The organism is Pseudomonas sp. BE134, assembly GCF_031456105.1.
In the GTDB taxonomy this organism is placed as follows: domain Bacteria; phylum Pseudomonadota; class Gammaproteobacteria; order Pseudomonadales; family Pseudomonadaceae; genus Aquipseudomonas.
The window spans coordinates 65609-92040 of record NZ_JAVDUA010000025.1 but is presented as its reverse complement, the minus strand read 5'-3'; the positions used below and the strand labels follow the sequence as shown (position 1 = coordinate 92040).

At 58.4% G+C, this 26432-nt stretch carries 28 protein-coding genes; 25 read left to right on the top strand and 3 right to left on the bottom strand.

What is annotated here, in order from left to right; all coding sequences use genetic code 11:
* Nucleotides 1-306: 306 nt before the first annotated feature.
* The 10 genes from J2Y56_RS20395 (at nt 307) to araH (ending at nt 9979) form a co-directional block, all read left to right on the top strand.
* The gene (locus J2Y56_RS20395) at nt 307-945 is read left to right on the top strand and encodes a TetR/AcrR family transcriptional regulator (RefSeq protein ID WP_007945721.1); all 639 of its coding nucleotides are present in this window, start codon (nt 307-309) and stop codon (nt 943-945) included.
* A 139-nt stretch (nt 946-1084) separates the two neighbouring features.
* A complete protein-coding gene (locus tag J2Y56_RS20390; RefSeq protein ID WP_310352253.1) occupies nt 1085-2053 on the top strand; it encodes a radical SAM protein in 969 nt (322 codons plus the stop codon).
* A 169-nt stretch (nt 2054-2222) separates the two neighbouring features.
* Nucleotides 2223-2828 (top strand): DUF4823 domain-containing protein, encoded by a 606-nt coding sequence (locus tag J2Y56_RS20385; protein WP_007945717.1) that lies wholly within the window; start codon nt 2223-2225, stop codon nt 2826-2828.
* Nucleotides 2829-2844: 16 nt separating this feature from the next.
* Nucleotides 2845-3405, top strand: a complete 561-nt coding sequence (locus J2Y56_RS20380) for a DUF1285 domain-containing protein (RefSeq protein ID WP_310352250.1) — start codon at nt 2845-2847, stop codon at nt 3403-3405.
* Between the two features lie 207 nt (nt 3406-3612).
* The gene (locus J2Y56_RS20375) at nt 3613-4329 is read left to right on the top strand and encodes a FadR/GntR family transcriptional regulator (RefSeq protein WP_007945715.1); all 717 of its coding nucleotides are present in this window, start codon (nt 3613-3615) and stop codon (nt 4327-4329) included.
* 42 nt (nt 4330-4371) lie between these two features.
* On the top strand, nt 4372-5247 hold the full coding sequence (locus J2Y56_RS20370; protein ID WP_007945714.1) for an SMP-30/gluconolactonase/LRE family protein: 876 nt from the start codon (nt 4372-4374) through the stop codon (nt 5245-5247).
* Nucleotides 5248-5443: 196 nt separating this feature from the next.
* Nucleotides 5444-6262 carry an SDR family oxidoreductase gene (locus J2Y56_RS20365; RefSeq protein WP_007945713.1) on the top strand — a complete coding sequence of 273 codons (819 nt, stop codon included), beginning with the start codon at nt 5444-5446 and terminating at the stop codon, nt 6260-6262.
* Nucleotides 6263-6384: 122 nt separating this feature from the next.
* Complete coding sequence (locus J2Y56_RS20360; RefSeq protein ID WP_007945711.1) at nt 6385-7389, top strand: substrate-binding domain-containing protein; 1005 nt, start codon at nt 6385-6387, stop codon at nt 7387-7389.
* A 64-nt stretch (nt 7390-7453) separates the two neighbouring features.
* The gene (gene araG / locus J2Y56_RS20355; RefSeq protein WP_007945710.1) at nt 7454-8998 is read left to right on the top strand and encodes an L-arabinose ABC transporter ATP-binding protein AraG; all 1545 of its coding nucleotides are present in this window, start codon (nt 7454-7456) and stop codon (nt 8996-8998) included.
* 12 nt (nt 8999-9010) lie between these two features.
* On the top strand, nt 9011-9979 hold the full coding sequence (gene araH / locus J2Y56_RS20350) for an L-arabinose ABC transporter permease AraH (RefSeq protein WP_033049225.1): 969 nt from the start codon (nt 9011-9013) through the stop codon (nt 9977-9979).
* A 188-nt stretch (nt 9980-10167) separates the two neighbouring features.
* On the opposite strand, the gene J2Y56_RS20345 is transcribed toward araH, so the two are convergent.
* Together J2Y56_RS20345 and J2Y56_RS20340 are read right to left on the bottom strand one after the other, a co-directional pair.
* A complete protein-coding gene (locus J2Y56_RS20345) occupies nt 10168-10422 on the bottom strand; it encodes a hypothetical protein (protein WP_007945704.1) in 255 nt (84 codons plus the stop codon).
* A gap of 44 nt (nt 10423-10466) precedes the next feature.
* Nucleotides 10467-10784 carry a hypothetical protein gene (locus J2Y56_RS20340; RefSeq protein WP_310352245.1) on the bottom strand — a complete coding sequence of 106 codons (318 nt, stop codon included), beginning with the start codon at nt 10782-10784 and terminating at the stop codon, nt 10467-10469.
* Between the two features lie 240 nt (nt 10785-11024).
* Between J2Y56_RS20340 and J2Y56_RS20335 the strand changes: the two genes are divergently transcribed.
* The 6 genes from J2Y56_RS20335 to J2Y56_RS20310 all read left to right on the top strand — a co-directional run bounded on the left by J2Y56_RS20335 (nt 11025) and on the right by J2Y56_RS20310 (nt 16831).
* A complete protein-coding gene (locus J2Y56_RS20335) occupies nt 11025-11507 on the top strand; it encodes a GNAT family N-acetyltransferase (RefSeq protein ID WP_150780608.1) in 483 nt (160 codons plus the stop codon).
* A gap of 155 nt (nt 11508-11662) precedes the next feature.
* Entirely contained in the window at nt 11663-12655 is a 993-nt protein-coding gene (locus J2Y56_RS20330; RefSeq protein WP_310352243.1) for a 2-dehydro-3-deoxygalactonokinase, read from the top strand.
* 19 nt (nt 12656-12674) lie between these two features.
* Entirely contained in the window at nt 12675-13295 is a 621-nt protein-coding gene (locus J2Y56_RS20325) for a 2-dehydro-3-deoxy-6-phosphogalactonate aldolase (RefSeq protein ID WP_007945698.1), read from the top strand.
* A 47-nt stretch (nt 13296-13342) separates the two neighbouring features.
* On the top strand, nt 13343-14491 hold the full coding sequence (dgoD, locus tag J2Y56_RS20320; RefSeq protein ID WP_007903915.1) for a galactonate dehydratase: 1149 nt from the start codon (nt 13343-13345) through the stop codon (nt 14489-14491).
* Between the two features lie 165 nt (nt 14492-14656).
* Nucleotides 14657-15967, top strand: coding sequence for an MFS transporter (locus J2Y56_RS20315; protein ID WP_310333838.1), 1311 nt, complete (start codon nt 14657-14659; stop codon nt 15965-15967).
* A gap of 60 nt (nt 15968-16027) precedes the next feature.
* Nucleotides 16028-16831: an IclR family transcriptional regulator gene (locus J2Y56_RS20310; protein ID WP_150780612.1), complete on the top strand. Its 804-nt coding sequence runs from the start codon at nt 16028-16030 to the stop codon at nt 16829-16831.
* An 89-nt stretch (nt 16832-16920) separates the two neighbouring features.
* On the opposite strand, the gene J2Y56_RS20305 is transcribed toward J2Y56_RS20310, so the two are convergent.
* On the bottom strand, nt 16921-18585 hold the full coding sequence (locus tag J2Y56_RS20305) for an electron transfer flavoprotein-ubiquinone oxidoreductase (RefSeq protein WP_310352240.1): 1665 nt from the start codon (nt 18583-18585) through the stop codon (nt 16921-16923).
* Nucleotides 18586-19132: 547 nt separating this feature from the next.
* Here J2Y56_RS20305 and J2Y56_RS20300 point away from each other — a divergent pair.
* The 9 genes from J2Y56_RS20300 to J2Y56_RS20260 all read left to right on the top strand — a co-directional run bounded on the left by J2Y56_RS20300 (nt 19133) and on the right by J2Y56_RS20260 (nt 26153).
* Nucleotides 19133-19882 carry an electron transfer flavoprotein subunit beta/FixA family protein gene (locus tag J2Y56_RS20300; RefSeq protein WP_007945693.1) on the top strand — a complete coding sequence of 250 codons (750 nt, stop codon included), beginning with the start codon at nt 19133-19135 and terminating at the stop codon, nt 19880-19882.
* A gap of 2 nt (nt 19883-19884) precedes the next feature.
* On the top strand, nt 19885-20814 hold the full coding sequence (locus J2Y56_RS20295) for an electron transfer flavoprotein subunit alpha/FixB family protein (RefSeq protein WP_007945692.1): 930 nt from the start codon (nt 19885-19887) through the stop codon (nt 20812-20814).
* 79 nt (nt 20815-20893) lie between these two features.
* Entirely contained in the window at nt 20894-21718 is an 825-nt protein-coding gene (locus J2Y56_RS20290; protein ID WP_007945691.1) for an ABC transporter substrate-binding protein, read from the top strand.
* Nucleotides 21719-21727: 9 nt separating this feature from the next.
* Entirely contained in the window at nt 21728-22084 is a 357-nt protein-coding gene (locus J2Y56_RS20285; RefSeq protein WP_007945686.1) for a DUF4398 domain-containing protein, read from the top strand.
* On the top strand, nt 22081-22893 hold the full coding sequence (locus J2Y56_RS20280) for an OmpA family protein (RefSeq protein WP_007945685.1): 813 nt from the start codon (nt 22081-22083) through the stop codon (nt 22891-22893). Before J2Y56_RS20285 ends, J2Y56_RS20280 begins: the two co-directional genes overlap by 4 nt.
* A 209-nt stretch (nt 22894-23102) precedes the next feature.
* Nucleotides 23103-24542, top strand: a complete 1440-nt coding sequence (locus tag J2Y56_RS20275) for a PLP-dependent aminotransferase family protein (RefSeq protein ID WP_310333835.1) — start codon at nt 23103-23105, stop codon at nt 24540-24542.
* 82 nt (nt 24543-24624) lie between these two features.
* Nucleotides 24625-25086: a hypothetical protein gene (locus tag J2Y56_RS20270; RefSeq protein ID WP_007945776.1), complete on the top strand. Its 462-nt coding sequence runs from the start codon at nt 24625-24627 to the stop codon at nt 25084-25086.
* A gap of 166 nt (nt 25087-25252) precedes the next feature.
* Entirely contained in the window at nt 25253-25507 is a 255-nt protein-coding gene (locus tag J2Y56_RS20265) for a YkgJ family cysteine cluster protein (RefSeq protein ID WP_007945777.1), read from the top strand.
* Between the two features lie 40 nt (nt 25508-25547).
* Nucleotides 25548-26153: an START domain-containing protein gene (locus J2Y56_RS20260; RefSeq protein WP_310352237.1), complete on the top strand. Its 606-nt coding sequence runs from the start codon at nt 25548-25550 to the stop codon at nt 26151-26153.
* Nucleotides 26154-26432 lie beyond the last annotated feature (279 nt).

Sequence of the window (26432 nt, the reverse complement as noted above, 5' to 3'; positions counted from 1 at the left end):
TCCGGGTTAAGACCATTAGGAGTAAAACAATGGCACGCGGTCCGTTGGTACCAATATCGGCGAAACACTTGGGGGAGATGTCTCGCCGACAGTTCAAGTATTGATCACTATTGCGCCTCGTCCAGTTTACCGGCGGCGATTTTTAAACAATTTTGGAATACGGCCGCTTCGGAAGAGTTCTCATCATTGGACCACCCTGCTGGAAATCATCAAGAAACACAGATATGGTCGGATGATCCGTGCATTTTTGCGTAAGTTAGGCATAATACGCGGCTTCGAATTTTGACCCCCAACAGACCTTTTCTTATGCATAAAGAACCTCGTAAGGTCCGTGAGTTTCGTCGCCGCGAGCAAGAAATTCTCGATACCGCGCTCAAGCTGTTCCTCGACCAAGGTGAAGACAGTGTCACCGTCGAGATGATTGCTGATGCCGTAGGTATCGGCAAAGGCACGATCTACAAGCACTTCAAATCCAAGGCGGAAATTTATCTGCGCCTGATGCTCGATTACGAGCGTGATTTGAACGAGCTGTTGCATTCGGCCGATGTCGACAAGGACAAGGAAGCGCTGTCCCGGGCTTACTTCGAATTCCGCATGCGCGATCCACAACGTTATCGTTTGTTCGACCGACTGGAAGAGAAGGTGGTCAAGGGCAATCAAGTGCCGGAGATGGTCGAGGAGCTGCACAAGATCCGCGCCTCCAACTTTGAACGCCTGACCCTGCTGATCAAAGGCCGGATCAGCGAAGGCAAGCTCGAAGACGTGCCGCCTTACTTCCATTACTGCGCATCCTGGGCGCTGGTGCATGGCGCCGTGGCGCTGTATCACTCGCCGTTCTGGAGCAATGTGCTGGAAGATCAGGAAGGCTTCTTCCAGTTCCTGATGGACATCGGCGTGCGCATGGGCAACAAGCGCAAACGCGATAGCGATACCCCGAGCAGCTGAATCATTCAGCTGCCTGATTGCGCCATGATTTAGCTACATGGCGCAGTACCGCAGGAATATACTCAGGCATAGGACTTGCTAAAACTTGAATTCTGGGTCAAGTTTTGCGCGTTCCAGTTTTCCACCGCCGGAGTGATCCATGATCGTTGACCGTCAAGGCAGGCGTTTTCGCAATTTGCGGATCAGTCTGACTTCAGCCTGCAATTATGCTTGTACCTACTGCGTGCCTAACGGCAAGCGGCTGGTGGCTGCGCAGGATGAATTGTCGGCCGAGGCCATGGCGCGCGGCGTGGCGTATTTGATCGAGGCGGCAGGCATCGAACGTTTGCGCATCACCGGTGGCGAGCCGCTGGTCAGCCCCAAACTCGAAGCCTTCATGACCGCCGTCGGCCAGATGGGGCTGCAAGACATCAGCCTGACCACCAATGGTCAATTGCTGGCGAAAAAGCTGCCGTTGCTGGTGGACGCCGGTATCCGTCGTATCAACGTTTCCCTCGACACCCTGGACGCCAGTGCCTTTCGCAGCATCGCGCGCGGCGGCGATCTGGCGACGGTACTCGACGGCATGGATCAGGCCAGCGCAGCGGGCATCAAGATCAAGGTCAACATGGTGCCATTGCGCGGACAGAACCTTGATCAGGTCATGCCGCTGCTCGATTACTGCCTGGAGCGCGACTATGAATTGCGCTTCATCGAGCTGATGCGCATGGGCCACCTGGCCACCGACTCCAATGCTTTCCTGCAACAGTTCGTCAGCCTCCAGCAGTTGCTGAGCCTGATCGGCGAGCGTTATGAATACCTGCAAGCCGATGCGCCAGTAGACGCAACAGCGGTGCGTTATGAAATTCCAGGGATGGGGCATTTCGGCGTGATCGCCAACGAAAGCGTTCCGTTCTGCCGTACATGTTCGCGCTTGCGTCTTTCCTCTACGGGGTGGCTGCATGGCTGCCTGTCGTCGAGCAATCGCCACTATGTCGGCGACTTGCTCGACAAGCCTCGCCATCAAGCGCTTCCAGCCTTGCAGCGCCTATTGGTGAAAGCCTTGGGCGACAAGCAGGAAGTGGCGTTTTCGGGTGGTGCGACGGTCATGAAGATTATTGGCGGCTGACACTCCCTCATCGCGAGCAGGCTCGCTCCCACAAAGATTTGCGCAAAACCTGTGGGAGCGAGCCTGCTCGCGATTGCTATCTATAAGGCAACAACATCCTTGAGCTGGCGCGGAAGCTGCATCCAATGGCCATTCGCCGGTTTTCCGTCACCGGCCTCTGGAGGATAGAATGCGTAGTCTGGTTTTGCTGCTGGCCGTTATGGCGCTGGGTGGCTGCATGAATGTCAGCGACATGGCTGAAGAGACTCGCTACCAGATGAGCGACGTGGGACTGCTGGATCACAGCAACAGCCGTCGTGTGAACAACCTGCGTATTCAGCCGGACTCGTTCATCTACATCGCCCAAGGACCTTTCTCGCCACCGGGCTATCCCTATCCTCGTCCAAACGTGGTGGCCGAAGAGGCCTTCAACGGCTTTATCGAATACTTCCCGATGATACGCCGCGCTAGCGCCCCCGAAGGTCTCGACCGAGCCATGGCTGAAGCCCGCGGCGCCGGTGCCCATTATCTGCTTTATACCCGATTCGCCAATGCTGACGACCGCATCGGCAACATGGATGAGTGGATCGATCAGGAATACGTCGATCGCCTCGGTATCGATAGCGGGGTGATTCAGATCATGTTGATCGAGACCAGCACCCAGTATTTGATTGATACTGCAACCATCAAGAGTCGTGGCGGTTTACTGACGTTCCACGACACCAGCCCAGAAGACCTGATTGGCCCGCCGCTGCAACAATATGCGCGCAGCCTGATCGGGATCAGCAACCAGTAAATTCAAGGAGAACGCCATGAGTGGCCCGCAAAAAGCCAACGACTTGTTGGGGCAAATCCCCAAAACCAAAGGCTTGCCGCCGGTCCACCTGTGGAACCCTGATTTCTGTGGCGACATCGATATGCGCATCGCGTGCGACGGCACCTGGTATTACCTGGGCACGCCGATCGGGCGCAAACCGATGGTCAAACTGTTCTCCACCATCATTCGCCGCGATGGCGATGAATATTTCCTGATCACGCCGGTCGAGAAAGTCGGGATCAAGGTCGACGATGCACCCTTTGTGGCGATCGCCGTGGAGGTGGAAGGCGAGGGCGACGCGCAGCTTCTGCGGTTCACCACTAACGTTGATGAAACTGCCGAGGCAGGCGCAGAACACCTGATCCGCGTGGTGATCGACCCTGTCACCCAAGAGCCGGCACCCTATGTCCATGTGCGCACCAACCTCGAAGCCCTGATCCATCGCAACGTGTTCTACCAATTGGTGGAGCTGGCCGTGACCCGTGAAATAGACGGGCAGCGCTGGCTTGGCGTATGGAGCGGTGGCGAGTTTTTTCCCATCGGTCTAGAACCCTAAACAGCTCAAAAATGTGGGAGCGAGCCTGCTCGCGATGGCGGTATCACAGTCAACACTGATGTTGAATGTTATGGTCTCATCGCGAGCAGGCTCGCTCCCACATTTTTTTATGCCAGTATCGAAAATCAAATTGACAGTCAATCATATGATGATTAGCGTAGGCCTCCATCGCGAACGGCTTTTTGCCGTCCCTGCTTCGAGGTTTTCATGTCCAGCAGTTTTCATGCGTCGACCGTTGACTGGCTGGGTTGCTGGATTGCCGCAGGCCAGGTGAAGCCCGGCGAATCGCTCAAGGTCGAAGCCGATCTGGGCGAGCAACTGGGTGTCAGTCGCACGGTCATCCGCGAAGCCATCAAAACCCTGGTCGCCAAAGGCATGCTCGAAGTCGGGCCGAAAGTCGGCACGCGGGTGCTGCCGGTGCGCCGCTGGAACCTCTTCGATCCCCAAGTCGTCGGCTGGCTGTCCCGCAGTGGGTTGCCGGAAAACTTCGTCGACGATTTGCTCGACCTGCGCCGCACCATCGAACCCATGGCCGTGCGCTGGGCGTGTGAGCGGGCTACGGTCGAGCAAGTGCAAGCCGTGCTTCTGGCCTACAACGCGCTGGAAAGGGCAGTGGAAAGCGGGGTCGATTACAACCGCGCGGACCAGATATTCCACGAATGCATCCTCGCCGCCAGCCACAATCAGTTCATTGAGCAAATGGTCCCGGCCCTTGGCGCGCTGCTAGCGGTGTCGTTCGAAGTCTCCGCCGCCGACCCCGACGAACTGCGACGCACATTGCCTATTCACAAAGACATGGCCGATGCCATCGCCGCGCGCGACGCCGCGCGCGGGGTGTGGGCCTGCATGACCCTGATCGATAACGCGGACCTGGCGATCAAGCGCTTCTACCCGCAAGTCATGGCCGATAAAAAAGCCGGCTAAAAAATGCTCCCACAAAAAAACAACAACAAGGCAGGAGGTTTCATGACGTTGAATGCGCTGACCCAGCACCGTGCGCGGCTTGGTGAAGGTCCATTCTGGGACGTGCCGACGCAGGCGCTGTACTGGGTTGATATCGCCGGCAAACAAGCACTTCGGCTGATCGGCGCCAACGTCCAGATCTGGGAAATGCCGGAACATATCTCCGCATTCATCCCCTGCGAAAGCGGTGATGCGCTGGTCGCTTTGAGCAGTGGCGTCTATTGGCTGGACCTCGAATCACCGGGCCTTGAGCCGCGCCTGACCTTGCTCTGCATTGCTGACCCGCAACCCGGCAATCGCCCTAATGAAGCCCGTTGCGATGCGCAGGGCCGGCTCTGGCTCGGCACCATGCAAAACAATATTGGCGAAAACGGCGAAGACCTGCCTGTCACGCGTCGTTCCGGCGGCCTGTTTCGCATCGACCGTGATGCCCGGGTGACGCCACTGCTTCGCGGGCTGGGGATTCCCAACACATTGCTGTGGAGCAATGACGCGACGACGCTGTTGTTCGCCGACAGCCTGGACGCCACGCTGTACCGGTATTTCATCCACGCCGATGGCAATCTGGACACCGCTTATGTCTGGTTCGGTCCGGATAAGCGTGGCGTTCCCGATGGTTCGGCCATGGACGTCGAAGGCTACGTGTGGAATGCCCGCTGGGACGGCAGCTGCTTGCTTCGGCTGACCCCGGACGGTCATGTTGATCGAATCATTGAGCTGCCCGTCAGCCGTCCCACCAGTTGCGTATTTGGCGGCGAAGACCTGAAAACCCTGTACATCACCAGCGCTGCGAGCCCGCTCAACCATCCACTGGACGGCGCGGTGTTGTCGATTCGAGTGGATGTGGCCGGAATGCCCTGTACTCGTTTTGCTGGTTAGATCCCGAAATATGGGATGCAAAATTATATATTGAGATTATTCGATGGGCGGGTTTATAGTCGGCCATCAGTTACACGCACTCACACTTAAAAAAACAAAACAGGTGAAGTGATGCAGCGATTTTCCAGACAGTCTTTTGACCGGAAATCGAGAGATGCCCGGTTTTTGTCGTGCCTGCAAAAAGGAGTGTTGATTCATGGCTGAATCTCTTTCCTTGCCCCCAGTGGCCGAACCGCCCAAGGGCGAGCGCCTGAAAAACAAAGTGGTGCTGCTGACCGGTGCCGCTCAAGGCATCGGTGAGGCCATTGTTGCGACGTTCGCGGCCCAGCAGGCCAAGCTGATCATCAGCGACATCCAGGCAGAAAGAGTCGAGAAAGTCGCGGCGTATTGGCGCGAGCAAGGCGCCGATGTGGTGGCGATCAAGGCTGACGTATCGCGCCAGCAAGACCTGCACGCCATGGCCAGACTGGCGGTCGACCTTCATGGCCGGATCGATGTATTGGTCAATTGCGCCGGGGTCAATGTGTTCCGCGACCCACTGGAAATGACCGAAGAAGACTGGCATCGCTGCTTCGCCATTGACCTCGACGGCGCCTGGTACGGTTGCAAGGCGGTATTGCCGCAAATGATCGAGCAGGGCATCGGCAGCATTATCAACATTGCTTCGACCCATTCCTCTCACATCATCCCAGGCTGCTTCCCGTACCCGGTGGCCAAGCACGGTTTGCTCGGCCTGACCCGTGCACTCGGCATCGAATACGCGCCGAAGGGCATTCGCGTCAACGCCATCGCGCCGGGCTACATCGAAACCCAATTGAACGTGGATTACTGGAACGGTTTCGCCGACCCGCAAGCCGAGCGTCAGCGCGCCTTTGACTTGCATCCACCGCGCCGTATCGGTCAACCGATTGAAGTGGCCATGACCGCCGTATTCCTGGCCAGCGATGAAGCGCCGTTCATCAATGCCTCGTGCATCACCATCGATGGTGGACGCTCGGTCATGTATCACGACTGAGTAAAACGGGTTTCAGGCGCGGAACTTCGTCTGAAATCCAATCATCATACGATATGACTATTAGACTCATCGTTTGTACCGGCTGCAAATAACGCTCAAAAAAAATAACAAGGAGTCAGCTTATGAATCGTCGTCGTGGGATCCGTTCCCTGTGCTGTGCCGCTTTGGCAGTCACCGCGGTTAGCCTGAGCAGTACGCTGCTGGCGGCCGAGGAAGTGAAAATCGGTTTCCTGGTCAAGCAAGCGGAAGAGCCCTGGTTCCAGACCGAATGGGCATTTGCCGAAAAGGCCGGGAAAGAGAAAGGTTTTACCCTCATCAAAATCGCCGTGCCGGATGGCGAGAAAACCCTCTCGGCCATCGACAGCCTGGCCGCCAACGGTGCCAAGGGTTTCGTGATCTGTCCGCCCGACGTGTCCCTGGGCCCGGCGATCATGGCCAAAGCCAAGTTGAATGGCTTGAAAGTGATCGCCGTCGATGACCGCTTTGTCGATGCCAACGGCAAGTTCATGGAAGACGTTCCGTACCTCGGCATGGCCGCGTTCGAAGTCGGCCAGAAACAAGGCAGCGCCATGGCCACCGAAGCGAAGAAACGTGGCTGGGACTGGAAGGACACCTACGCGGTGATCAACACCTTCAACGAACTCGACACTGGCAAGAAACGCACCGACGGTTCGGTCAAGGCGCTGGAAGACGCCGGCATGCCCAAAGACCACATCCTGTTCTCGGCACTGAAAACCCTCGACGTACCGGGCAGCATGGACGCCACCAACTCCGCGCTGGTGAAACTGCCGGGCTCGGCGAAAAACCTGATCATCGGCGGCATGAACGACAACACCGTGCTCGGCGGCGTGCGCGCCACCGAAAGCGCCGGTTTCGCGGCCGCCAATGTCATCGGGATCGGCATCAATGGCACCGACGCCATCGGCGAACTGAAAAAAGCCAACAGCGGCTTCTTCGGCTCGATGCTGCCTAGCCCTCACATTGAGGGCTATAACACCGCCAGCATGATGTACGAGTGGGTCACCACTGGCACGGAACCGGCGAAATACACCGCCATGGATGAAGTGACGCTGATCACGCGCGAAAACTTCAAGCAGGAACTGGAAAAAATCGGCCTGTGGAACTGAGGCGCGGTTGATTTCAACGGTGGCCGCGGCGACGGAGCCGCCTGACCTGTAAAGAGGTGGTTTTATGCACGCGCAAGTACAGACACACGAACACAGCGTAGGCGGCAGCTTGCGCTTCAACGGGATCGGCAAGACCTTTCCCGGGGTGAAGGCGCTGGACAACATCAGCTTCGTCGCCCATCCGGGGCAGGTTCATGCCTTGATGGGCGAGAACGGCGCCGGCAAATCCACCCTGCTGAAAATCCTCGGCGGCGCTTACACGCCCAGCAGTGGCAGCCTGCAGATCGGCGAGCAGACGATGGCATTCAAATCCACCGCCGACAGCATCGCCAGCCGCGTCGCGGTGATCCATCAGGAGTTGCATCTGGTGCCTGAAATGACCGTGGCGGAGAACCTGTTCCTCGGGCATCTGCCGGCCAGTTTCGGCCTGATCAATCGCGGCGCCTTGCGCCAACAGGCATTGGCTTGCCTCAAAGGCCTGGCCGATGAAATCGACCCGCAAGAGAAAGTCGGGCGCCTGTCTCTCGGTCAGCGGCAACTGGTGGAAATCGCCAAGGCGCTGTCCCGTGGTGCGCATGTGATTGCGTTCGACGAACCGACCAGCAGTCTGTCGGCGCGCGAGATCGACCGCTTGATGGCGATCATCGGACGCCTGCGCGACGAAGGCAAAGTGGTGCTCTACGTCTCCCATCGCATGGAAGAAGTGTTCCGCATCTGCAACGCAGTGACGGTGTTCAAGGATGGTCGTTACGTGCGCACGTTCGAGGACATGAGCGAACTGACCCACGACCAATTGGTGACGTGCATGGTCGGTCGCGACATTCAGGACATCTACGATTACCGCCCCCGCAAGCGTGGCGCGGTGGCGTTGAAAGTCGATGGCCTGCTTGGCCCGGGCTTGCGCGAGCCGGTGAGTTTCGAGGCGCACAAAGGCGAGATTCTGGGGTTGTTCGGACTCGTCGGTGCCGGGCGCACCGAGTTGTTTCGGCTGCTCAGCGGCCTGGAGCGCAACACCGCCGGGCACCTGGAATTGCGCGGCCATGAGCTGAAACTGCGTTCACCTCGCGATGCAATTGCGGCCGGGATTCTGCTGTGCCCCGAGGACCGCAAGAAGGAGGGCATCATTCCGCTCGCCAGTGTCGCCGAGAACATCAACATCAGCGCACGCGGTGCCCACTCCACCTTCGGCTGTCTGTTACGCGGTCTGTGGGAGAAGGGCAACGCCGACAAACATATCAAGTCGCTGAAGGTGAAGACGCCAAGCGCCGAGCAAAAAATCATGTACCTGTCCGGTGGCAATCAGCAGAAGGCCATTCTCGGGCGCTGGCTGTCGATGCCAATGAAAGTCCTGCTGCTGGACGAACCGACCCGCGGCATCGACATCGGGGCCAAGGCCGAGATCTACCAGATCATTCATAACCTGGCCGAAAGCGGCATCGCAGTGGTTGTGGTGTCCAGCGACCTGATGGAAGTGATGGGTATTTCCGACCGCATTCTGGTGCTCTGCGAAGGCGCGATGCGCGGCGAGTTGTCTCGCGCAGAGGCCAATGAATCTAACTTGCTGCAACTGGCTTTGCCGCGCCAACGCGCTGACGGCGTGGCGAACTGAGAGGTGACTATGATGACAACCCAAAACAACGTACTGCCGACCCAGCGCAAACCTCTGGACCTAAGGCGCTTTCTCGATGACTGGGTGATGCTGTTGGCGGCGGTCGGGATCTTCGTGCTGTGCACGTTGCTGATCGACAACTTCCTCTCGCCACTGAACATGCGCGGCCTCGGGTTGGCGATTTCGACGACGGGGATCGCGGCGTGCACCATGTTGTATTGCCTGGCGTCCGGGCACTTTGACCTGTCGGTGGGCTCGGTGATCGCCTGTGCCGGCGTGGTCGCGGCCGTGGTGATGCGCGACACCGACAGTGTGTTCCTCGGCGTGGGTGCTGCGCTGGTGATGGGGCTGATTGTCGGGCTGATCAACGGGATCGTGATTGCCAAGCTGCGGGTCAATGCGTTGATCACCACGCTGGCGACCATGCAGATTGTTCGCGGTCTGGCTTACATCTTCGCCAACGGCAAAGCGGTCGGCGTGTCGCAGGAGCAGTTCTTCGTCTTCGGTAACGGCCAGTTGTTTGGCGTGCCGGTGCCGATCCTGATCACCATCGTCTGCTTCCTGTTTTTCGGCTGGCTGCTGAATTACACCACCTACGGGCGCAACACCATGGCCATCGGTGGCAACCAGGAAGCGGCGTTGCTGGCCGGGGTCAACGTTGACCGGACCAAGATCATCATCTTTGCCGTACATGGCGTGATTGGTGCGCTGGCCGGGGTGATTCTGGCCTCGCGCATGACCTCCGGGCAGCCAATGATTGGCCAAGGGTTTGAGCTGACAGTGATTTCGGCTTGCGTACTGGGCGGGGTGTCGCTGAGTGGCGGGATCGGCATGATTCGGCATGTGATTGCCGGGGTGCTGATTCTGGCGATCATTGAAAATGCGATGAACCTGAAGAACATCGACACGTTTTATCAGTATGTGATTCGCGGTTCGATTCTGTTGCTGGCGGTTGTCATCGACCGCCTGAAACAGCGTTGATACACCGTTAACTGCCCGCGAAGGCTATCTATCTGACGCCTCTATGTTGGATATGCCGACGCCGTTGCCGGCAAGCCGGTCTCGCTCCCACAAGGGATCTGTTTGTGACGCAGAACCACGGTGGGAGCGAGCCTGCTCGCGATGGGGCCAGTAAACTCAAAAATGATCCTGAACTTTACCCCGCGTATTCAGCAATCCAGCTTGCGAGCCGCCTCAACCCCGGCACTGCTGAGTTTGATCGGCAGATTCACCGTGTGCTCGCCAGCCTCATTGCAACTCACATGGCCGTGTTGAATCAGCCCCCGGTCCTGCAGGGTGGCGAGGGTACTGGCCACGACTTTCTCCCCCCGATAATTGTCCAGAACCTCTTTGCCCAAGCCATTCGGGTGGGCGTGCAACAGGCGGATCAGGACTTCTTTTTCCAGGTTTTTATCGTCGTTCATGCTTACCTCTTGATGGTTGTGGAGAGGTCATTCGCGTGGGCGAGCTATTGATTGGCGCCGTCCTCGGGGCCCGAGCCACCGGTGGTGCCGGAGTTGTCAGGTGACTGGGTGTCTGGCATGTTCAGTCTGCCTTGACGGCCGGCGTCATTACCCTGAATCCGTGGGTCAATGCCTGTAGCGGGCGGCAGGCTGCTGTCGACAGCAGTGCCGTCGGTGTTCATGCCGGGTGCGCTCTGGATAGCGGGCGCTTTCGGGCCCTCGACCGGGTTGGTCGGGCCTGTCCCTTCAGCGAGTGTGACGGCGAACGCAGCGCAGGACAGCAGTGAGGTGAGAGCGAGGGCGGTCAGCCTGGACATGAACATGGCATCGTCTCCATTTAATAGAGTCTCTACCTATGTTGGTCCGCTTCCCGTTTGGATTGGTGCCTGATGAATGACGAACGGCTGTCGAACGACGTCAGCCGCCGCCGGTTTCTGGACATAACCTTGTAGCCGCAGGCTGCTACAGGTGATGGTCGATAAATCAGAAGTGATTTCCCATGTGACGGACGCAGCGTGGCAACTTAGTATGGCGTTTTCAACCTTTGACGAAGGCACGTCCCAATGACGATCGAGATCCGCCCGGCGACCCCCAGCGATGCACCGCAAATCCTCGGGTTCATCACTGAACTGGCCGACTACGAACGTGCCCGCCATGAGGTCATCGCCAGCGTCGCCGACATCGAGCGCAGCCTGTTCAGCGAAGGCGCCACCGCCCATGGCCTGATCTGCCTGCGTGACGGCCAGCCGATCGGCTTCGCGGTGTTCTTCTTCAGCTATTCCACCTGGCTCGGCAGCAACTGCCTGTACCTGGAAGACCTCTACATCACCCCCGAACAACGCGGCGGTGGCGCGGGCAAAACCTTGCTGCGCCACCTCGCGAAAATCGCCTGTGCCAATGATTGCGGGCGTTTTGAATGGAGCGTGCTGGACTGGAACAAACCGGCGATCGAGTTCTATAAATCGTTAGGCGCGCAGCCACAGGAAGAGTGGGTGCGGTACCGGATGGATGGGGCGGTGTTGCGCGAGTTTGCCGAGGGCAATTGAGCGTCAGCGACGTTGGTTTACAGATCGCAGCCTTGAGCTGCGATTTTTTTGCTCGTATCCCGATATGTGGGAGAGATATTTATATATTGAGATATTGGCGCTTGCCGGTTTATAGTCCCGCTCACTCACTGCCAATAAACAAAACAGGTGAAGCGATGCTGGCGCAATTGATCGCGCTCGATTGGGGGACAACCTCATTACGTGCTTACAAACTCGCTGCGGATGGCCAGGTGCTCGAACAACGTTCGTTGTCCTCGGGAATCATGCAGCTGCCCAAGACGCCGCGAATCATTAAAGGTCAGGCATGCACTGACGGATTTGAACTGGCCTTCGATGAGGCCTGTGGTGACTGGCTCGATGCGCAGCCGGATTTGCCGGTGATCGCCTGTGGCATGGTCGGCAGCGCCCAGGGCTGGCGTGAAGCGGCCTACCGAGATACACCGGCGAACGTCGCCACGCTCGGAATTTCCCTACAAACAATTCGCAGTCTTCGTGGCGTCGATGTGCACATCGTCCCGGGTGTGATTCAGCGTTCGCCGTTGCCGAATGTCATGCGCGGCGAAGAAACCCAGGTGCTGGGCGTTCTGCAGAATCTTCAGGGCGAGGCGGGCGAGGATCTATTGATCGGCTTGCCGGGCAGTCATTCGAAATGGGTGGAAGTGGCCGACGGCTGCATCGTGCATTTCGATACGTTCATGACCGGCGAAATCTTCGCCGTGCTCAGCGAGCACAGCATTCTGGGACGCACCCAGCAAAAGGGCGCGGCTTTCGATGGCCAGGCCTTTGATCGTGGCGTGCAAGTGGCCGTGTCGGCGGACGGCGAGATCGGCCCGCTGTCGACAGTGTTCAGTGCCCGCAGCCTCGGTCTGACCGGTGATCTGAGCGCCATGGCCCAGACGGATTATTTGTCGGGGTTGTTGATCGGTCATGAGCTGTCAGCGCTGGCGACCGCCCAGCGACGTCGGCGCAATAGCGTGCACCTGCCTTCGATCATCCTCATCGGTAATGCCCAACTCTGTGCCCGCTACAGCCGGGCCCTCGACGCCTGCGGTTTTGCCCGGGTGCTGCTGGCCGAACAAGCCACCGAACGCGGGTTGTGGCAGTTGGCGCTCGCCGCCGGACTGATCACACCGAATCCATCCCGTTAAACCTGACTGGAGGTCTGACATGCTCAAACACGCCTTGGCGCAAAACGGTCTGATCGCGATCCTGCGTGGCTTGCGCCCGCAAGAAGCGGCGGTCATCGGCGAAGTCCTGTACGCCGCCGGATTTCGCGTCATCGAAGTGCCGCTTAATTCCCCTGAGCCGTACGAAAGTATCCGCATCCTGCGCAGCACCTTGCCCGCCGATTGCCTGATCGGCGCCGGCACCGTGCTGACACCGGAACAAGTCGAGCACGTGAAAGCCGCCGGCGGCCAAGTGATCGTCATGCCGCACAGTGATCCCAACGTGTTGCGTGCAGCGAAAGCGGCGGGGTTGTTCCTGTCGCCGGGGGTGGCGACGCCGACGGAAGCCTTTGCGGCATTGGCCGAGGGCGCGGACGTGCTGAAGATGTTTCCTGCCGAGCAAATGGGGCCAGCGGTCGTCAAAGCCTGGCTCGCGGTATTGCCGGCCGGGACCGTTCTGGCGCCGGTCGGCGGCATCACGCCGGACAACATGCAGGTATTTATCGACGCGGGCGTCAAAGGCTTCGGTCTCGGTTCCGGATTGTTCAAACCGGGGATGACCCCAGAGGACGTAGCGGTCAATGCCAAGGCCTACGTGGCTGCCTGGAAAGCCCTTCGCTAAGACTTTTTGGCGCTGTGAGCGCTGCCTCTAATAAGAGAGACAAGAAAATGAAAATCACCAAACTCACCACCTTCATCGTTCCGCCGCGCTGGTGCTTCCTCAAGGTCGAAACCGACGAGGGCGTGACCGGTTGGGGCGAGCCCGTGGTCGAAGGCCGCGCCCACACCGTTGCGGCTGCCGTTGAAGAATTGTCTGACTACCTGATCGGCAAAGACCCACGCAACATCGAAGACATCTGGACCGTGCTCTATCGCGGCGGCTTCTACCGGGGCGGCGCGATCCACATGAGCGCGCTGGCCGGGATCGATCAGGCGCTGTGGGACATCAAGGGCAAGGCGCTGGGCGTGTCAGTCAGTGATTTGCTCGGTGGCCAGGTGCGGGACAAGATCCGTGTGTATTCGTGGATCGGCGGTGACCGGCCAGCAGACACCGCGCGCGCGGCGAAAGAAGCGGTCTCCCGTGGTTTCACTGCAGTTAAAATGAACGGAACCGAAGAACTGCAATTTCTCGACTCTTTCGAAAAAGTCGACCTGGCCCTGGCGAACGTCGCAGCCGTGCGTGATGCGGTCGGGCCGAACGTCGGCATCGGCGTGGATTTCCATGGTCGGGTGCACAAGCCCATGGCCAAGGTGCTGATGAAGGAACTCGATCCGTACAAACTGATGTTCATCGAAGAGCCGGTGCTCAGCGAAAACTATGAAGCGCTGAAAGAACTGGCGCCGCTGACCAGCACCCCGATTGCCCTCGGTGAGCGGCTGTTTTCGCGCTGGGATTTCAAGCGTGTGCTGAGCGAAGGCTATGTCGACATCATCCAGCCGGATGCGTCGCACGCCGGTGGCATCACCGAAACCCGCAAAATCGCCAACATGGCCGAAGCCTACGACGTGGCGCTGGCACTGCATTGCCCGCTGGGCCCGATTGCCCTGGCGGCGTGCCTGCAACTGGACGCGGTTTGCTACAACGCGTTCATCCAGGAACAGAGCCTGGGCATTCACTACAACGAGAGCAATGACCTGCTCGATTACGTGAAAGATCCGCGGGTGTTCGACTACGACAAAGGCTTCGTGAAGATCCCGAATGGCCCGGGCCTGGGTATCGAGATCAACGAGGAATACGTGATCGAACGCGCCGCCGTCGGCCACCGCTGGCGCAACCCGATCTGGCGCCATGCCGATGGCAGTTTTGCTGAGTGGTGAGTGCTCCCTGATCCACCTCAAGGTGATCGTTCCCACGCTCCGCGTGGGAATGCCTCACCGGACGCTCTGCGTCCGCTCTTGGGACGCGGAGCGTCCCTGGCTGCATTCCCACGCGGAGCGTGGGAACGATCACGACCTCAACAAACATAAGAAAAGGCACTCCTCATGCAACCGCAAACCCTCATTGGGCAAGCGTCGTTGGTGACGCCCAGTCGCAAGCGATTTTTCATCATGGTCCTGCTGTTTATCACCGTGGTGATCAACTACCTGGACCGTAGCAACCTGTCCATCGCGGCCCCGGCGCTGACCAGCGAACTGGGCATCGATCCGATCCACGTCGGGCTGATCTTCTCGGCTTTCGGCTGGACCTACGCCGCGATGCAGATCCCCGGCGGCTGGCTGGTGGACCGTGTGCCCCCGCGCATCCTCTACAGTGTCGCCTTGCTGCTGTGGTCGATCGCCACGGTCATGCTCGGTTTCGCCGGCAGCTTCATCGCCCTGTTCGTCTTGCGCATGGCGGTCGGTGCCCTGGAAGCCCCGGCCTACCCAATCAACAGCCGCGTGGTCACCACCTGGTTTCCCGAGCGCGAACGCGCCACGGCCATCGGTTTCTACACCTCCGGACAATTTGTCGGCCTCGCATTCCTGACGCCGGTATTAGCCTGGCTTCAGCACGAATTCGGCTGGCACATGGTGTTCGTCAGCACTGGCGCGGTGGGCATTCTGTGGGCGGTGATCTGGTACGCGGTGTACCGCGAGCCTCGGGATTTCAAAGGCGTCAACGATGCTGAAATCGATCTGATTCGCGAAGGCGGCGGGCTGGTGGATATCCAGGCCGAACAAGCCAAGGTCAAAGCGAAATTTAGCTGGACTGACCTCGGGATTGTCCTGACCAAACGCAAACTGTGGGGCATCTACCTCGGTCAGTTCTGCCTCAACTCGACGCTGTGGTTTTTCCTGACGTGGTTCCCGACCTACCTGGTGAAATATCGCGGCATGGACTTTATCAAGTCCGGCCTGTTGGCATCGCTGCCATTCCTCGCCGCCTTCGTTGGTGTGCTGTGTTCGGGATTCTTCTCCGACTTCCTGATCCGTCGCGGTTACACGGTAGGTTTCGCCCGTAAGCTGCCGATCATTGGTGGCCTGCTGATTTCCACCTCGATCATTGGCGCCAACTTCGTCGAGTCGACGCCGCTGGTGATCGCGTTTCTGGCGCTGGCGTTTTTCGGTAACGGACTGGCATCGATCACCTGGTCGCTGGTTTCAACCTTGGCACCGGCACGTTTGTTGGGGCTGACCGGCGGGGTGTTCAACTTCATTGGCAACCTGTCGGCCATCACCACGCCGATTGTCATCGGTTTCCTGGCGACCGGTGATTCGTTCGCCCCGGCGATTACCTACATCTCGGTTCTGGCATTGATTGGTGCGCTTTCCTACATCTTGCTGGTGGGTAAAGTCGAGCGTATCAAGTTGTAGTCACGGGCATCGGGCGACCATAATGCCGCCCGTTCACTCGCTCAACGGTAAAGGCTGGATATGCAGGAAGACGCCCCAAAAATCGCCAAGGACGCCGCGCCGACCGGCACCCAGACACTGCTTCGTGGTCTGGGTGTGGTTCAGGCCGTGGCCAACGGCGCCCGCGATCTCAAGGAGATCGCCCGGCTGATCGGCACGACGCGCAGCACCACCCATCGTCTGGCCAGTTGCCTGGTGGACGAGCGTTACTTGCGCGTGGTGCCGCAGATCGGCTACCTGTTGGGGCCGAAGCTGATCGAGTTGGGTTTCCAGGCGCGCGAAGAGTTGCCGCTGGTGACTTTGGCCGGGCCGTATCTGGATGAGCTGTCGGCGTTGACCGGCGACACCATTCACCTGGCGATTCGCGAAGGCGACGAGGTGCTGTACCTGCACAAAAATCCGGGGCGCAATGGCCCGGAAATGCGTTCGCGGGTCGGCCATCGTATGCCCTTGGCTCGCACCGGGATCGGCAAGGCGCTGATGCTGGATGACACGCAGGAAGAGTGGCAACGGCTGTACGAAATCAGCTTGCCGGCGGGTGGGAAAAATCTGTTTTGGCCGCAGCACCCGGAGCAATCCTGGGAGCAGTTTCAGCAGCGCATGGTCGAGTATGTGGCGGGCGGTTACGCCTTCGACCTGGAAGATAACGAACCGTCGATCCGTTGCGTGGCGGCGCCGATCCGTGATGCCAGCAGGCGCATTGTTGCTGGCATCAGCATCGCCAGCACCGTGCCGTATATGCCGCTGGAAAAAATGGCCGAGCTGATTCCCCTGATCAAAGGGGTCACGGCTCGGCTGTCGGCGGAGCTTGGTCTGAAGGTTTAAACACAATTCACATTGGTTTTGTGGTTTGGATTGAATAGCGGGCAACAAAAAGGCCCCCGATCGGGAGCCTTGATGTTCAGGCGTTCAACTTACATGTTCGGGTAAGTCGGGCCGCCAGCACCTTCCGGTGTCACCCAGGTGATGTTCTGTGCAGGGTCCTTGATGTCGCAGGTCTTGCAGTGAACGCAGTTCTGGGCGTTGATCTGGAAGCGCTTCTCGCCGTCTTCCATGGTGATCACTTCGTACACGCCGGCCGGGCAGTAGCGCTGGGCAGGCTCATCGTACAGCGGCAGGTTTTTGCTGATCGGGATGCTTGGGTCGGCCAGTTTCAAGTGGCACGGCTGTTCTTCTTCGTGGTTGGTACCGGAGATGAAAACCGAGCTGAGTTTGTCGAAGCTGATCTTGCCGTCCGGTTTCGGGTAGTCGATCTTCTTGCAGTCCGCCGCCAGCTTCAGGCAGGCGTAATCCGGCTTGGTGTCGTGCAAGGTGAACGGCAGTTTGCCGCCGAAGATGTTCTGGTCCAGCCAGTTGAAACCACCGCCGACGATCGCGCCGAACTTGTGAATCGCCGGGCCGAAGTTGCGGCTGGCGAACAGTTCGTCGTAGAGCCAGCTCTTCTTGAACGCGTCGACATAAGTGGTCAGTTCTTCGGTGCCGTCTTTCTCGGCGAACAGCGCCTCGGCCACGGATTCAGCGGCGAGCATGCCGGACTTCATCGCGGTGTGGCTGCCTTTGATCTTGGCGAAGTTCAGGGTGCCGAGGTCGCAACCGATCAGCGCGCCGCCCTTGAAGACCATTTTCGGCAACGAGTTCAGGCCGCCTTTGCAGATGGCGCGAGCGCCGTAGCTGATGCGTTTTCCGCCTTCCAGGTACTGCTTGAGCACCGGGTGGTGCTTGAGGCGCTGGAACTCATCGAACGGCGACAGGTAAGTGTTGCTGTAGGAGAGATCGACGATCAGGCCGACCACCACCTGGTTGTTTTCCAGGTGATAGAGGAAGGAGCCGCCGGTGTTCTCGGTGCCCATGATGTCCAGCGGCCAGCCGGCGGTGTGAACTACCAGGCCTGGCTGATGCTTGGCCGGGTCGATTTCCCAGATTTCTTTCAGGCCGATGCCGTAGTGCTGGGCGTCGGCTTCGCTGTCGAGGTTGAAACGCTTGATCAGCTGCTTGCCGATGTGGCCACGGCAACCTTCGGCGAACAGCGTGTACTTGCCACGCAGTTCCATGCCCGGTGTGTACAGGCCTTCCTTCGGATTGCCTTCGCGATCCACACCCAAGTCGCCCGTGATGATGCCGCGCACCACACCGTTCTCGTCGATCAACGCTTCCTGAGCGGCGAAGCCTGGGTAGATTTCTACGCCCAGGTTCTCGGCCTGCTGGGCCAGCCAGCGGCACAGGTTGCCCAGGGAGATGATGTAGTTACCCTCGTTGTGCATGGTCTTGGGCACAAAGAGGTCAGGGATTTTTTGCGCGCTTTCAGCGTTCTTGAGAACGAAGATGTCATCGCGGGTGACCGGTGTGTTCAGCGGGGCGCCGAGTTCTTTCCAGTCCGGGAACAATTCGTTCAGGGCGCGTGGTTCGAACACGGCACCAGACAGGATGTGAGCACCGACTTCGGAGCCTTTTTCGACCACGCAGACGCTGATTTCCTTACCGGCTTCAGCAGCCTTCTGCTTCAAGCGGCAGGCAGCGGAAAGACCAGCGGGGCCGGCACCGACGATGACGACGTCGAATTCCATGTATTCGCGTTCCACAGGTTATCTCCTACTCAAGGCTCAACAGTTTTTTTTCTAATTGGAGGTTTGGTGTCGCATCCATGAATCCCTGCGCGAGCGCGGATCAGGACAATCGATAGTCCACCTTTCTCTCTGGGTGGCGCATTATATCTACACCACTCTCAGCGTCCAATACAAACGTTTGTTTGAATTGGCTCAAAGCCAGAGAAATCAAAGTCACGCGGCTTACGAACGGCCATTTTAGCGTATTGACCGGAATAGGCGTTCCGGTCAAGATACGGGCGGTTTTGCGCTCGCCGTAGGCACACAGTTGGTTTCAAGAGCACCTCTAAAGACAGGGCGATGGCAGTACAAGGTGATGCGCAGCGCACGTATGGCGCGCAGTTTACACGCCACGATAATGAATGACTCGTCGGTCACCCCTGACGAATGGTCATCATCATTGTGAGCGGTGGTCACTTGACACTTTTGCCAGCGTTTTTAGAGGTGCCCTTGCGCCCGATGAGCATCAACCGCCAGGTTCGCCTAGGCGACTTTCTTTTCACCGGAGAGTAACGAGGAATCCATGAAGGTTCTTGTAGCTGTCAAACGCGTTGTTGATTACAACGTCAAGGTTCGCGTCAAGGCGGACAATTCCGGCGTCGACCTCGCCAACGTCAAGATGTCGATGAACCCGTTCTGCGAAATCGCAGTGGAAGAAGCCGTACGCCTGAAAGAGAAAGGTGTTGCGACTGAAATCGTCGTCGTCTCCGTTGGTCCGTCCACCGCTCAAGAGCAACTGCGCACCGCGCTGGCTCTGGGTGCCGACCGCGCCATCCTCGTCGAATCCGCCGAAGACCTGACTTCCCTGGCCGTTGCCAAACTGTTGAAAGCTGTTGTCGACAAGGAACAGCCTCAGCTGGTGATCCTTGGCAAACAAGCGATCGACAGCGACAACAACCAGACTGGCCAGATGCTCGCTGCATTGAGCGGCTATGGTCAGGGCACGTTCGCGTCCAAAGTTGAAATCAGCGGCGACAGCGTTGCCGTGACTCGCGAAGTCGACGGCGGCGCGCAGACAGTTTCCCTGAAACTGCCGGCCATCGTCACCACCGACCTGCGTTTGAACGAGCCGCGCTACGCGTCCCTGCCAAACATCATGAAAGCCAAGAAGAAGCCTCTCGAAGTGCTGACTCCGGATGCTTTGGGCGTTTCCACCGCCTCCACCAACAAGACCGTGAAAGTCGAAGCGCCTGCTGCACGCAGCGCGGGTATCAAGGTCAAGTCGGTGGCTGAACTGGTCGAGAAACTGAAAAACGAAGCGAAGGTAATCTAATCATGACTATCTTGGTAATCGCTGAGCACGACAACAAGGTTGTGGCTCCTGCCACCCTGAACACCGTTGCTGCTGCCGCCAAAATTGGTGGTGACATCCACGTTCTGGTCGCCGGTCAGGGCGTTGGCGCCGTGGCTGAAGCCGCTGCGAAAATCGCTGGCGTGACGAAAGTGCTGGTGGCCGACAACGCCGCCTACGCTCACCAACTGCCGGAAAACGTCGCTCCTCTGGTTGCAGAGTTGGGCAAGGGCTTCAGCCACATCTTGGCTGCCGCCACTTCCAACGGCAAAAACATCCTGCCACGCGTTGCCGCGCAGCTGGACGTTGACCAGATCTCCGAGATCATCTCGGTCGAAAGCGCTGACACCTTCAAGCGTCCGATCTACGCCGGTAACGCCATCGCTACCGTGCAATCGAACGCTGCCGTGAAAGTGATCACCGTGCGTGCTACCGGTTTCGACCCGGTGGCGGCTGAAGGTGGTTCGGCCGCTGTTGAAGCCGTTGCCGCTGCTCACGACGCGGGCACTTCGAGCTTCGTTGGCGAAGAACTGGCCAAGTCCGATCGTCCGGAACTGACCGCTGCCAAGATCGTCGTTTCCGGCGGTCGTGGCATGCAGAACGGCGATAACTTCAAACACCTGTACGCCCTGGCCGACAAGCTGGGCGCTGCCGTCGGTGCTTCCCGCGCCGCGGTCGACGCAGGTTTTGTACCCAACGACATGCAGGTCGGTCAGACCGGCAAGATCGTTGCACCACAGCTGTACATCGCGGTCGGTATCTCCGGCGCGATCCAGCACCTGGCCGGCATGAAAGACTCCAAAGTGATCGTTGCGATCAACAAGGACGAAGAAGCGCCGATCTTCCAGGTTGCCGATTACGGCCTGGTGGCAGACCTGTTCGAAGCCATTCCCGAGTTCGAGAAGCTGGTTTAATCCAGCGGCCTGACTTATAAAGAGCCCGACCTTTTGGTCGGGCTTTTTTTTGTTCCGGATTTGAGTGGAGAGTGTTGCCATGGATCTGCGTCGCGTGTGCGGCTGGCCATTGCTGCTGGGTTTGACGATGTTGCCGGCGCTGGGCAATGCAGCGGGCAAGTGCGAGCGACTGATCGTGACCGGCAGCCCGGACGCACCTCCGTACCTGTGGCAAGACCCGAAAAATCCTGGAAAACTGATCGGTGCCAGTGCTGATCTGTTGCAGCACGTGGCGGGGGAGTTGGGCATCAAGGTCGAACTGCTTTTTGCCGGCAAACGATCCCAGGCGCTGGACGAAGTGCGCAGCGGGCGCATGGATATGCTGGCCGATGCGCCGTTGACCGTCAGTGAGCTGGAAACCCTGGATTACATTCATCCGCCCCTGTTGGAAAACGACTACCTGGTCTGGACCCGCAAGAATTCCCCATTGATCTACAGCGATGTCCAGGACCTTCACGGTCATCCCGGCGCGGTGTCGGAAAAGTCTCGAATGACTCCGGCATTCGGCACTTTTGCCGATCAGCAATTGACCCTCAACCGGACGCCCAACCTGACCCAGGCTTTTCAGAAATTGCTCCTGGGTGAGGTGGAATTTGTCCTCGCCGGACGCTATTCAGGCACGGCGATCGCGCAGACGCTTAACATGGCCAACGACCTGGTCGCCCACCCGCAACCGATCGACAAGCCCGGTCTGTACCTCGCTGTTTCCCATAACTCCGCCTGCAACGATCCGTGGTTGCGCGGACAGCTGGCCAAAAAGATGACAGAATTGCCCGCCTCAGGACTGACGGACGCCGCGTTGCAACGCAATATCGAGCGTTGGAAAGCGCAACAGCAACAACCAGTCAGTACCCCAAAACAGTAGGGATTTTTAGTGAGTATCCGACCTCTTTTCGCTGCCCTGGCCGTTCTGGCTCTGGCGGGTTGTGCAGCCGATCCGGCGCCAAATGAACAGATTCGCCTGACCGAACAGGCACTCGTACAAGCCAAAGCCGTGGGCGCCACCGCCGATGACATGCCGGAAATGAAACTGGCTGAAGAAAAATTTGCTCGTGTCCAAGGCAACATGGCCGATCAGTCCTACAAGCGTGCGCGCATGCGGGCCGAACAGGCCGAACTGGATGCGCGCCTGGCCGAGGCCAAGGTGCTGACCCTCAAAAGCGAGGAGCAACTGAACGTGCTCAATACCCGCATCACCCGTCTGCGCAAGCAACTGGGAGATGCCCAATGAGCCTCAAGTCCAAAGTCCTCGGCAGCTTGATCCTTGCCGGGTGCGCCAGCTTGTATGGCTGCGCCGGCCAACACAGTGAAGCCGCATTGCAAGAAGCGGGTGCTGACTTCCAGAAGGTCAAGGAAGATTCCAATGTGCTGCGTATCGCGCCCAAAGACGTCATCCGCGCCGGTGAGTCCCTGGCTCGCGCTGATCGCCTGTCCAGCTATTGGGGCAGCGGTTCGGACGTGGTGCATTACGCCTACCTGAGCCAGCGCTACAGCGAAATCGCCCGTGAACACACCAATCAGGTGCTCAACGAAGAACGTGCTGCAAAGCTCGAACTGGAGCGCCAGCGTCTGCAATTGGCACTGCGTGAATCCAAATTGCTCAGCGTTCAGCAGCAGGGCAAGTGGCTTGAAGAACAGATTGTCGCGTTGGCAACCACCCAGACTGACCGGGGGCTGGTGATGACATTGGGCGATGTGCTGTTCGATACGGGTGAAGCCGAGCTGAAAAACTCGGCGAACCGTGTAGTGCTGAAAATTGTTCAGTTCCTGCAGCTCAATCCGAAACGCGTGGTACGGATCGAAGGCTACACCGACAGCACCGGCGGCAAGCACGACAACCTCAAACTGTCCCGTGACCGTGCGCAATCAGTGGCGGATGTGCTGATGGATCTGGGGATCGACGACAAACGCATAAAGGTCGAAGGTTACGGCGATGAATACCCGGTGGACGTGAACGCCTCCGAGCGTGGCCGTGCGCAGAACCGTCGGGTGGAAATTGTGTTCTCCGACGAAAAAGGCCAGCTTGGCGCTGCCCGCTAAGGGCTGCGTCTCTGGAAAACCCGGCCTGCCAGACAGCGCCGGGTTTTTTTACGCCTGCCAATTGCCTGACTCAGGGCAAAAGCAGTACAGATTTTGCTGACACTGCACTGTACGGTCGACTATTGTGGCAACTGTCCCCGTACACTTCTAAACTGTTCCGGTATTGTTTCGCACAAGAATAAAATGCCCGTGAAATCGAGTGCTGCGTCATGACCAATCTCTTGCTCTACCAACGTATTGCTCAACAACTGGCCGAAGACATCCGCCGTGGTGTCTATCAACCGGGGGAGCGCGTACCTTCGGTGCGCAAGATGAGCTCTCAGCTCAACGTCAGCCATGCGACGGTGTTGCAGGCGTATGCGAATCTTGAAGACCAGGGGTTGATCCGGGCGCGGCCGCAATCTGGCTATTACGTTCACCAGACGCCAGCCCTGACCGCGCCGACACCGGACATCGCCCGGGTCGAGCGTCCGGGTCTGGTCACTCGTAGCAGTATCATTCAACAAGTGTTGGTCGAATCCCGCCGCGAAGGTGTTTTTCCGTTGGGCGCCGCAGTGCCCAGCGTCGATTACCTGCCGGTGCGGGCGCTGCATCAGCAATTGGCCAAAGTTACCCGTTTCCATAGCCCGCGGGCGTTCAGCTACATGTTCAGCCCCGGTTTTGAGCCGTTGCGCCGGCAAGTGGCGATCCGCATGCGCGATGCCGGTGTGGTGGTTGATCCGACCGAAGTGGTCATCACCCACGGCTGTGTTGATGCGTTGCAGATGTCCCTGCGTGTATTGACCCGGCCGGGCGACCTGATTGCCGCCGAATCGCCGACGTATTATGGCCTGCTGCAACTGGCAGACTTGCTCGGCCTCAAAGTGATCGAAATTCCGAGCGACCCCGCCACCGGCATGAGCCTCGAAGCCTTGCAACTGGCGGCCAACCAGTGGTCGATCAAGGCGCTGGTGCTGACCACGCGTCTGAGCAATCCGTTGGGTGGGACCATGCCCGAGGAGCGGCAGAAACAATTGCTGCGCCTGGCGTCGGATTTCGATATCCAGATTGTCGAAGACGATATTTACGGCGAACTGATGTTCGAGCAGGGGCGTACCAAATCGCTCAAGGCCTATGACCGGCTGGATCGGGTCATCTATTGTTCAAGTTTCTCCAAAACCCTGTCGCCGGGCGTGCGGATCGGCTGGATGATTGCCGGCAAGTATCAGCAGGAAATTCAGCGCTTGCAGACATTCAGTACCCATTCGGCCTGCAGCGTCACGCAAATGGGCATTGCGGCTTATCTGGAAAACGGCGGTTACGACCGCCACTTACGCTACATCCGTCAGGAATACCGCAAGAACCTCAGCGCCTTCCAGCTGGCCGTTCAGCAATATTTCCCTGAAGGCACACAAATGACCCGACCCACCGGTGGCTTCATTTTGTGGGTCAGTTTGCCGGGGCGGGTCAACACACAGGAATTGCACGTGCGGGCGTTGCAGCAGGGCATCAGTATTGCGCCGGGGCTTATCTTCAGTAACACCGAGCAGTTCAATCACTGCATTCGGTTGAATTGCGGTACACCCTGGAACCGTGAAGCCGAGCGTGCATTGATGACCTTGGGGATGTTGGCCACGCAACTTTGCCAGGAGACGGCTGGCGGCTTCTGAGCCGGTCGTTCACGGCGGTGCTTGTCATGTGGCGTGCAACAGGGGAGCATATGACCCTCTGCCGTTTTTTGCTGTCGGGTTCATGAAACCAATTTTCCCTGCCATCTGCCTGTTTTTTTGCCTGTTGATGACCGTTCACGCTGAAGGTGTGATGGCGCAGACTGGTCAGGAAAAACCGGCGACCAGCGAAACCGCGGACAAACCGGCGCCGGCCAAAAAAGCCGAGCCCGTCAAGATGGTGAAAAAGCGTCCACCCATTGCCTCCAAGTCAAAAGCGGCCAGCGAAGTGGCGAAAACCGAACTCCCGCCCGCCCATCTTGACTTGAGACTGCCCCCGCAAATGGCACAGGAACTGAAACCGGTCGGCACGGTGCCGATGCCCAGCAATGATGCACTGCTGCCACCCATGTTTGGCGACAAGACTGGCAGCAGCCCATTTCAGCTCAACGGTCGGTTGCTCAATAATGAAATGCAGCTGCAGCTGCGCAATGAAGAGCGCCGCGAAGTCGAAGGCGCGGCGCTGGATTTCGAGTTCAAGCGGTAAATTCATCACTGTCCGTGACCCGCTGGCCAGACGCTTTGTCGGAGACTGCTCAGTCACGTTGATTTGAACGGAAAAACCCCGCTTCAGGTAATTTAAAACGACTGTTTTAGCGGTTACTCTGTGCTCCGTCCTTTTACACATCACACCTCATGAGGAGCCCGTCATCATGAAATGCCGTGAAGGCTGTGGCGCCTGTTGCATAGCCCCTTCCATCAGCTCACCGATTCCCGGTATGCCCAATGGCAAAGCCGCTGGCGAACGTTGCGTCCAACTTTCGGTCGATAACCTGTGCCTCATTTTTGGCAGTCCGCAACGCCCGGCAGTGTGCTCGGCCTTTGAAGCTGATATTGAAGTGTGCGGAAGCAGCAGTGACGAAGCGATCAAATTGCTGGGATGGTGGGAGCAAATGACGGCGGCGTGATGTGTTCAACAACGGAACTTCAACAATAAGGAATAAAACCATGGGTTCGCTGCATCGTATCGCTGTGTTGTGTGGATTGACCGCTGTGCTCGCCGCGACGGCCGCCCAGGCTGAAGACTGGAAGGTCGCCAAGAACGAAGACGGCATCAAGATCTCCCTGAGCGAAGTGCCTGGCTCGGACTACAAGTCCTATCAGGGCGTCACGCTGATAAAGACCACTGTTGCCAAACTGCGTGCTTTGCAGGAAGACGTGTCCGGTGCCTGTGCCTGGATTCACGAGTGCAAAATGCAGAAACTGCTCAAGCACGAGGGCGATCAAAGCTGGACCTACACCCAGTTCAATACCCCGTGGCCTGTCACCCCGCGTGATTCGGTGTTGCACATCACCACCATCGAAGGCGCCGATGGCAGCCTGACCCGCAAGCTCGAAGGCGTACCGAAGTACATTCCGGAAGAAAAAGGTTTTGTGCGGGTCTCCAAAGTCGACGGGTTCTGGAAGTTCGTACCCAAGGGTGACCAGGTCGAAGTGACCTATCAGGTGCACACCGAGCCAGGCGGCAGCGTGCCTTCGATGGTCGCCAACAAGTTTGTGGTCGACGCGCCGTTCAATACGTTGAAAACCCTGAAAGAGCGTGCCGAGAAGTAATCGCCCCGTTGTTCTGCAAAGCGCCCCGGATGATTCGGGGCGTTTGCGTTTTCACCAGGGCGCGGCTTTATTGTGTTTCCGGATATGCGTTGCACAAAATTTTCACAATGCCTCCAAGACAATCCGCCCGCATCTGCCTGCCAAACAGTAATCAATGGCAATGAGGCGGGTGATCGTGCAACATTTGCGCACCGCGCAAGCCCCGGGGTCAGGTATTGACCAATAGAGGGCAGGGCGCCGCTGTATTTTTGAAACTTTAACTTCCAATGGGTCCTAAAA